Source organism: Chromobacterium sinusclupearum (assembly GCF_002902845.1).
GTDB classification, from domain to species: Bacteria; Pseudomonadota; Gammaproteobacteria; order Burkholderiales; family Chromobacteriaceae; genus Chromobacterium; species Chromobacterium sinusclupearum.
Window position 1 is genome coordinate 21256 of sequence record NZ_PPTF01000057.1, and the last position, 7643, is coordinate 28898.

At 60.4% G+C, this 7643-nt stretch carries 7 protein-coding genes; all 7 read right to left on the minus strand.

Annotation, left to right across the window (positions count from 1 at the left end; translation table 11 throughout):
- Positions 1 to 6 precede the first annotated feature (6 nt).
- Positions 7 to 1026, minus strand: a complete 1020-nt coding sequence (tssG, locus tag C2134_RS11795) for a type VI secretion system baseplate subunit TssG (RefSeq protein WP_103320273.1) — start codon at positions 1024 to 1026, stop codon at positions 7 to 9.
- Positions 990 to 2849, minus strand: coding sequence for a type VI secretion system baseplate subunit TssF (gene tssF, locus C2134_RS11800; protein WP_103320276.1), 1860 nt, complete (start codon positions 2847 to 2849; stop codon positions 990 to 992). The genes tssG and tssF overlap by 37 nt, the downstream gene beginning before the upstream one ends.
- Positions 2850 to 2918: 69 nt before the next feature.
- Positions 2919 to 5018 (minus strand): T6SS phospholipase effector Tle1-like catalytic domain-containing protein, encoded by a 2100-nt coding sequence (locus tag C2134_RS11805; RefSeq protein WP_103320278.1) that lies wholly within the window; start codon positions 5016 to 5018, stop codon positions 2919 to 2921.
- Positions 5009 to 5560, minus strand: a complete 552-nt coding sequence (locus tag C2134_RS11810) for a DUF3304 domain-containing protein (protein ID WP_103320280.1) — start codon at positions 5558 to 5560, stop codon at positions 5009 to 5011. The genes C2134_RS11805 and C2134_RS11810 overlap by 10 nt, the downstream gene beginning before the upstream one ends.
- 39 nt (positions 5561 to 5599) lie before the next feature.
- Positions 5600 to 6151 (minus strand): DUF3304 domain-containing protein, encoded by a 552-nt coding sequence (locus tag C2134_RS11815; RefSeq protein WP_103320282.1) that lies wholly within the window; start codon positions 6149 to 6151, stop codon positions 5600 to 5602.
- Positions 6148 to 6942 (minus strand): toxin Tle1 chaperone Tla1, encoded by a 795-nt coding sequence (gene tla1 / locus C2134_RS11820; RefSeq protein WP_103320284.1) that lies wholly within the window; start codon positions 6940 to 6942, stop codon positions 6148 to 6150. The genes C2134_RS11815 and tla1 overlap by 4 nt, the downstream gene beginning before the upstream one ends.
- Positions 6939 to 7643: DUF2345 domain-containing protein (locus C2134_RS11825; RefSeq protein ID WP_146042148.1), on the minus strand; the 705-nt coding region annotated here is incomplete at its 5' end. The genes tla1 and C2134_RS11825, both read right to left, overlap by 4 nt.

The following is a 7643-nucleotide window of genomic DNA, read 5'->3' on the forward strand; positions in this document are numbered from 1 at the left end:
TTCCTATCAGTTCAACAGGGTGTAACGCATATCGTCGGGATGGCCTGACGGGCGGCCCAGCCAGCTGTCGCCGCCCAGGCTCAGCGCGGCCGAACCCAGCACCGCCGGCGCCACATCGCGCTCATCCAGCACCAGGCAGACCTCGGCTGCCAGGCTGTGGCCCAGCGCGTACTGCATCAGCGCGCGCAGCGCCTGCGCGCCGGCGGCGTGCGGCTGCAGCGCGTTGAACTGCTCGCGGCGCAGCGGCCCCAACCGCAGCTTGATCTTGGTCTGGCGGTCCCAGATGCGCTCGCCGGCAAAGGCGGACAGGCCCAGCTCGCAACCGTCCACGCCCAGCTGGCTCTGCTCCTCGCGCGGCACCTGCAGCCACTGGCCGACAAACTGCTCCAGGCTGGCCTTGACGCCAAAGAAACCCTCCACCAGCGTCACCAGCGATTGCGCCGACAGCGGCTTCTGGCTCAGCAAACCGGCGTAATAGACAAACATCCGCTCATCCAGCTGCGCGCCCGGCCCCATCTGCTGCCGCAGCTGGCCCAGCCCGACGCCGCCCAGGTCCAGCAGATTGCGGGTGAAACCATCGCGCTCGCCGGCCTCGACATTGACCCAGCTGCGGTACTTGCACCAGGCCTCGAAAAACAGCGAGGCGGCGCGGTGGCTGAACAGGTCGAAAAACGCGTGCATGGTGTCGTCGCGGTGGCGCAGCCGGCGCTCCAGCAACAACTCCGTATACGCGGTGGGCAAGGCGCCGCTCGGCCCAGTGAGGCCCATGAAGCTGATGGTCATCTCATCCGCCGCCTCGCTGCCCTCCGCCGCCGGCTGGTAGCCGGTCAGCTCGCTGGCCGGGAAGGACAGCGACGCCAGCGTGCGGAAGCGCAGCCGCTCCGGCAGCCGCCCGCGCCAGGCACCGGCCCGCTTGTGGCCGGACAGGCCCAGGATGCGCGCCGCCTGGAAGAAGCCGAACTGGCTGGCGTCATGGGCCAGCTCCTGCCTCAGATCACGAGGGCTTCGCCCGCTCTGGCCGGCCATGCCGCCACCTCCTGATTCTGTTGCACGGTTTCCACCCGCAAGCGGGTGAAGCTGTTCGGCGCGCAATACAGCGCGAAGAAGCGCTCCAGCACCGAGGCGAACAGGTAGACGCTGCCACCCACATAGTAGTCCGCGTCCAGTTTCAGCCGGATGTCGCTGCCGCGCACAAAGCCTGCAAAGTCGCGGCCGGTGACGCGCGTCACCGCCGCTTCGCTATGAATGCCCACCACGCCCTGGATTTGCCGCACGTTGACCGGCGATCCGGTGAGGTTGTACAGCGCCAGCATCTCCTGCAGCGCGGCCACGCCGGAATCGACGATGGACATGTAGTTCAGCGACAGGTGAGAGATCAGCCGCCACTGCACGGCGCGGCCCAAGGGGCTGCGCTGGGTGGCGGAAGGCTTGCGCAACAGGCGCACGCGCTTCACCACCGAGTGTCCCGGCAGGGTGAAGTCGGTGCGCTGCGCCGCCTGGCTGCCGCCAAACGGAATCTGCTCCGGCAGATCGCGGTTGCTGCACAGCAGCTCCAGGCTCAGCACCTCAGCCGCTGGACGCACCGCGTTGAACTGCAGATCCACCAGATGCAGCTCCAGGTCCGTGCCCTTGTCGCCCTGGCGCGGCGAACCTTCGCGGCTGGCGTGCCAGTAGAAGCGCGGCGCCTGGCGCTCGCTGCCGTGGCGCGTGGCATAGAACGGCGGCACTTCCTCGCTGGTTTCGCCCTCGCCGGATTTCTCCACCCGCACCACCTTGCGGATCTGGATCACTTCGTAAGCCTGCGGCTTGCGGCCATCGGCCAGCACCGGGTAGCCCGTCTTTTGATGGCTGATGCGGATAGGCTCGCCCGGCTGCTTGAACAGGTTCACCACCGGGGTGCAGCCCAGCTTCAGATGCTGCGGCTGCAGCTGCGTCAGCAGCCGATGATGGCGCTCGCTGTCCGGGTAGTCGCCCAGCACCAGCTGCAGCACCAATTTTTCCCCGTTCAGCCGCGCGGCCGCCTTGTCCAGCTCCGCGATGTCGACAAACAGGAATTTTTCCGGATAGCAGAAGTATTCCGTCAGCAGACGGTAGCCCATGAAGGAGCGCTCGTCGTACTCCAGCATGCCCTCGTCGCGGCCAAAGCCCACCGGACGGATGGCCGAGGCCGGCAGCGTGAAGGTGCGGGCCGGGTCCTCGCTGCCGTCGCCCACGCGGATGCGCAGCACCTGCGACAGCAGCAGCTCGTAAAGCAGGTGCATCAGCGCCGGCTCGCCGTCCAGGAAGAAACGCAAGGACGTCAAACCGATGTGGTTCAGCGCCAGCCCGCCATGTGTGTGGCACTCCAGCGTCAGCAGCGCCGCCGCGTCCGGCGCCAGTTGGCGCAGGTACGGCGAGCCGCTGGTCAGCTCCAGCCGCGCGTCCTTCAAGGACAGCGGATACAGGTCCACCGGATAGGCGCTGCGGAACTTGCACACCACGCCGTTGATGGCCGGCGCATGCACCGCCTGCCCGCGCTCCACGCGGTAGCGCTTGGCGATCTCCGGCCGCGCCGGATCGCACTCGAACTGCACGATGGTGGCGGACGGAATCGGCTGCAGATAATGCGGATACAGCACATCGAGGAAGCTCTCCGCCACCTCGGGATAATCGTCGTCCAGCTTCTTGTGGATGCGGGACGCCAGCAACGCAAACGCCTCGATCAGCCGCTCGGTATGCGGATCGGCGCACTGGTCGCCTTCCATCTGCAGCCGGCCGGCGATCTTGGGATAGCGGCGCGCGAACTCGCCGGACAGCTCGCGCAGCTGGCCGAGTTCGCGTTCGTAGTAGGGGAGTAAGGATTCAAGCATATTTCAATCGTCGGTTCGGCTCTTGGCGCGATGCGGATGCACCAGTCAACACATTCATTCGCGGCCAACTCATCGCTGAGTAAAAGCCTTCACCTGTTCCCTACGCTGCAATTCTTTCTGGAACGCCTCATTGGCTTCATCCGATTCGCAAATCAGTTTCTTGTTATCGTCATGCGTAAAGAAAACCGTGCGGTAGCGCCAGTACGAACCATGCGGCTCCAGCTTGCCCAAGGCGGAGTACATGAACCAGGCGCGCGAGTCATGCACATGCTCGTCGTACAAGGCCATCAAGTCCGCATTGTCTTTCACATTCGGATAGAATTTTTCGCTCTTCTCGATCAGCAAAGCCCGCTCCTTACCGGTGCAGTCTTTGCTGAACATCCGCGATGCGGCAGTAAACATGGTTGCCAGCCAGCCTACCGGGTTCAGCCCCACGCTGATTTTGCCCAGGTAATCATCCGTGAAATCCTTGGCCCCCACCTGCAACTGGGTGCCGTCCTGCGTCGGCTCATATTCTTTGGACAGATTAGGCGTGAACGGCTTGCCAATATACGCCTTGTCCATCTCGCTCAGCTTGTCCTGCGGAATCGGCACTTGCACGAATCGCTTGTCCTGTGTCGAGTAGACTCCGCTAGTCGGCGGCGCCATCGTCACCTCGCTGGCGCTGCCCTTGCGGCTTTGCCGGCCCCAGGCCGCCTTTTCCTGATCAACGGCCCAGGACGGCGTTTCACGTTGCGATTGCGCGTATTTGAAGTAGTCGGCGTTCTGCTGGCCCTGCCCGCCCCGGCCTTGCAGGCCGCCCGCATAGCGCTCGATGCGCCAGGCGTTGATCTGGGCGGTTTGCTCCTGCAGGATGGCCGTCAGCGAGCCGGAAGCCTTGGAGGCGGCGCGCCAGGCGTTGAATCGTGCTTTTAGCTCAGTGCTCGTATCAAAAAGACTAATATCCTTCTGCTCCATAAAGCGCCACGGTTCCTGCTTCTGCAGCAACGCTAGTTTCGCCTTATCCGCGGCGGTGCCTTCGGTCAAAGCTCCGGCATTGATCTTCAAGGGCGCGCCGGCCTCAAACGCCAGCCGGTACATATGGTTCAGCGGCAACTGCGACAACAACAGGCCCTGCTCGCCGCGCGCCTTGCCCTGGTCATTGGGCGGATAGCCGCCGCCGACATCGCTATGCATGCCGGGATACACCCATTCCCCCTTGACGCAGCTTGGGTAGCCGCCGGAGGCGCTGTTGCCCACCGAGTCCAAGGGAAAGCACAGCCGCTGCTCATGGGCGCTGACCATATGCTCGCAATGTTGCAACCAGGTTTTGTCCGGCAGCGCCATGTCGCCACCCCAGTCCAAGTGTCCCTTGGCGCCCGGCGCCAGTTCAGTCAGGCCCACCGAGGCCACAGTGTCGAATATCCCGAGAAATTTCACTTCCAACGGGATGCCGAAGAAGGTCTCGTCCGGCATCTGTTCGTTCAGCCGCCACAAAAAGGCGCGCGCCTCGGCCGCCCCGCGCGAGAAGCCGTAAACACACAACTTGATCTTCAGCACCTGCGGTTTGAAGTCCGGCTGCGCCAGCTTCTTTAGCACCTCGGCCATGCCCTCCTTCATCGCGGCTTGACGATCAGACAGGCTGGTAGGCTTCTTCACCTTCAGGCCGTTTTCCGCCTCTTCATAGGTGAATTCCATTTTCTGGATCACACCCAAGGCTTTGTCATCATCATATTTACCGATGCCCACCGCTCTTTGCAGCGAGTCGATCAGCCGGGTCAAGCCCCATAGAATGCGCCGCTCGCCGCCTGTGGCAAAACTCAGACCGGATGAGGAAGGGCCATTTTCCTTGATTTCTTTAAATGTAGTCCCTACACCCTGCATGTAGTGCTTAAAATAACCACTAGCAATTGTTTTTGCATCCCCTATGGTTGCATGAAAAAGGCGTCGCACATTGCTGCTACACACAGGGCTAGCCTTGTCATCGGAATCACCGTGATTATTCGTACCATCAAAAAACAGGCTAATGTTCAATACTTGACTGCAAGGCGCAGGCTTCCCTTCGGATCTTTCCGCCATACAACTTTCTGCAATTTCCTGCTGTTGCAGACGGCGCTGCTTTAAGACTGTTGGAACTTCGGTCGGGAAATATCCTGTGCTAGGATAGGCTGGCGCCAAACTTACCGACATGATTGCCTCCCACCCAAACGACGAATCAACTCTGAGTCGAATTTTTCCCCACCCGGCAAATTATTCATAATTGCTAGATCTTGATCACAATCAATAATCACCCTTGGGTCATCGCATGGCAAAAATATCAATGACACTCCACATGTTCTCTCATACTTGGGCACATTTACTATCTTGCTTAGTGTCTGATAATTTGATTTATGAATACGCATCCACTCACGCCACTCAGGGGTGGAACTACCATTTTTCCACTTCGGCGGCGGGATGTTTCCTGGATTTAGCTCAGGACTCGGGTCTTTTTCCCAAGTAATTTCGGCAGTCATTTCTGGCTTCCACTTCCTTGGGATGCTGATGCAGCACTCATCTCCACCTCCACCGCTTACCCCTTGGCCATTGAATGTGGCACGAATAATGCTAATGCTTTTATCGGCATTGACAACGCGAGCCGGAACCCCTTTCATCTCCTCGCCGGCCAGGCTTTGGCAGCCAGCCAGCAAGGCCAAAATCGAGAAAACCAAGGCGGTCAACCATCGTTTTTGCATCCTATTTCTCCACAATCTGTTTGAGAATTGCCATAGCGCTTACTGACAGGTTTGCTTGCCACCCATGCGGCGAATCAACTCTAGATATCGGTTTGGTCCTGCAGGCAAAGTGCGGAAAAGCTCACTTTTTTGATCACAATCAATAATCACCCTAGCATCATCACAGGGCAGAAAAACAAAAGTAACACCGCAGGTATCGCCGTACTTCGGCACATTGATAGTTTTGCTCATTGTCTTGTAATTAGACTGATGAATACGCATCCATTCGTCCCACTCTCTAGTCGGCTCACCATTTTTCCATTGTGGTGGGGACGATCCATCTGGATTTTTTTTGGGTGTCGGGTCTTTTTTCCAAGTAATCTCGGCAGTCATGCCGGGCTTCCATTTTTCGGGTATGCTCATGCAGCATTCATCTCCGCCGCCGCCACTCACCCCTTGACCATTGAATGTAGCGCGAATAATACTGATGCTTTTATCGGCATTCACCACTCTTGCCGGAATGCCTATCATCTCCGCGCCCGCCAGACTTTGGCAGCCGCTCAAGCTCAGCCATATCCAGGCTGCGCCTGCAAAACCGAATAGCCGCCTCATGCCGGCCCCTGGCCAAGGTAGCGCTCCACCAGCGGCATCCGCTCGTCTTCAGACCACAGCTTGGCCTTGTCGGCTGCTTGATGCGCCATAGCCAGGCGGCGGATCATCTCTTCCTCGGAATCCAGGCCATAACTCTCCGGCACCAGCAAATGGTTTTGGCGCCAGGTTTCGGCCAGATGCCAGCTGCTCAAGGCGTCGATGTGATCCTGCTCTAAAGTCAGAGAGTCATGCCGCCATTGCAGCGGCGGCAGCAACTGCAGTGCGGCGGCATCCAGCATGCGGGCATGGCCATCGCGGTCCAGCCAGTGCCACTTCGAAGCGGGCTCCAGCAATAACTGCTGCCGCTGTTCATCCAGCGCCTCCACCACTGCGCCAAACAGCCGCGGGTCGTGGTATCTCAACACCCCCTGTTGCAAGCCCTTGTCCCATGATGCTTGCAGACACAGCGTGAGCCTGGCGGCCAAGGCGTCATAGTCCCAGGCGCTGAACAAAGCCAGCACGCGCGGCTGGCCCTGCCATTGCCGCAATAGCTTCAGCAAACGCGTTTGCGGCTGGCTGGCATCCAAGCGAACCAAAACCGGCCCCTGGTCCGCCGCCTCGGCATGCGCCGTGTTTTGCAGCAGCATGCGCGGCGGATACAGCGCGCCTATCCGGCCCTGCCAGCGCGATCCCATCTCCGCCTGATCGATGATCAGATCAAACCAAGGCAATTCCAGCGCTTGCGCCTGCTCCAGCAACAAGCCAAGCCATGTATCCGGGCTGGCTTGTTTCAAAACAACTTGTTGCTTCATTTGGCCGCCACCAAGGGGTTGGCTTGGCTAAACGCTTGCGCCATGCAGGACTTGCAGACCGTGTTCGGGAACTGCGGGAACGGCAGGTTCATGCTCGCCGGCCCGCTCCAATCATGGCTGGCCCCCTTGAAGCTGACGGTGCCCGGCGCATGCAGCTCGATCTTGCCGTCCTTAATCCGCACATAAGCGCCGCCGCTGGTCAGCAGGATTTCCTGTTTGCCGTTGAACTGGATTTTCTGTTTGACCGAGGTAATGGTCACATCCTTATCCGCCGTCAGCTCCATCGCATCGCTCTGCGCCTGAACTTGTACCTTGCCCTTGGCCGCGATCAGCTTCAGCGCCACCTTGTCTTTCACCCCAGCCACAAACAGGCTGATGTGCTGGCCCACGTTGTGCAGCCAGCGTCGTCCCGTGCTGTGGTTGGCGTCGCGCTGGGCGACCAGGTTCAGGTTGGCCCCGGCCGAGATGGTTTGGCTTTGTTCGGTCAGGGAGGCGATGCCGGCCGGGCCGGACAGGATCAGCAGCGGCTGTTGGCCAGCCTGCTCTTTCGCGGTTTTGCCGTCTTTGTCGGTGTTGCTGCCGGCTTCCCAGGCTTTGAGCGCGTCGACGTGGTGTTGCAGGTGGCCGTCCGGCTTTTTGCCGGCTTTGGCGTTGTCCGGGCTGATTTCGTCGGGGCCGGTTTCCATGGCGTCGGCCAGTTG

Excerpts from the sequence above, each read along its gene's own strand:
- tssG (WP_103320273.1), bottom strand. The coding sequence starts at position 1,026 with ATGGCCGGCCAGAGCGGGCGAAGCCCTCGTGATCTGAGGCAGGAGCTG.
- tssF (WP_103320276.1), bottom strand. The coding sequence starts at position 2,849 with ATGCTTGAATCCTTACTCCCCTACTACGAACGCGAACTCGGCCAGCTG.
- C2134_RS11805 (WP_103320278.1), bottom strand. The coding sequence starts at position 5,018 with ATGTCGGTAAGTTTGGCGCCAGCCTATCCTAGCACAGGATATTTCCCG.
- C2134_RS11810 (WP_103320280.1), bottom strand. The coding sequence starts at position 5,560 with ATGCAAAAACGATGGTTGACCGCCTTGGTTTTCTCGATTTTGGCCTTG.
- C2134_RS11815 (WP_103320282.1), bottom strand. The coding sequence starts at position 6,151 with ATGAGGCGGCTATTCGGTTTTGCAGGCGCAGCCTGGATATGGCTGAGC.
- tla1 (WP_103320284.1), bottom strand. The coding sequence starts at position 6,942 with ATGAAGCAACAAGTTGTTTTGAAACAAGCCAGCCCGGATACATGGCTT.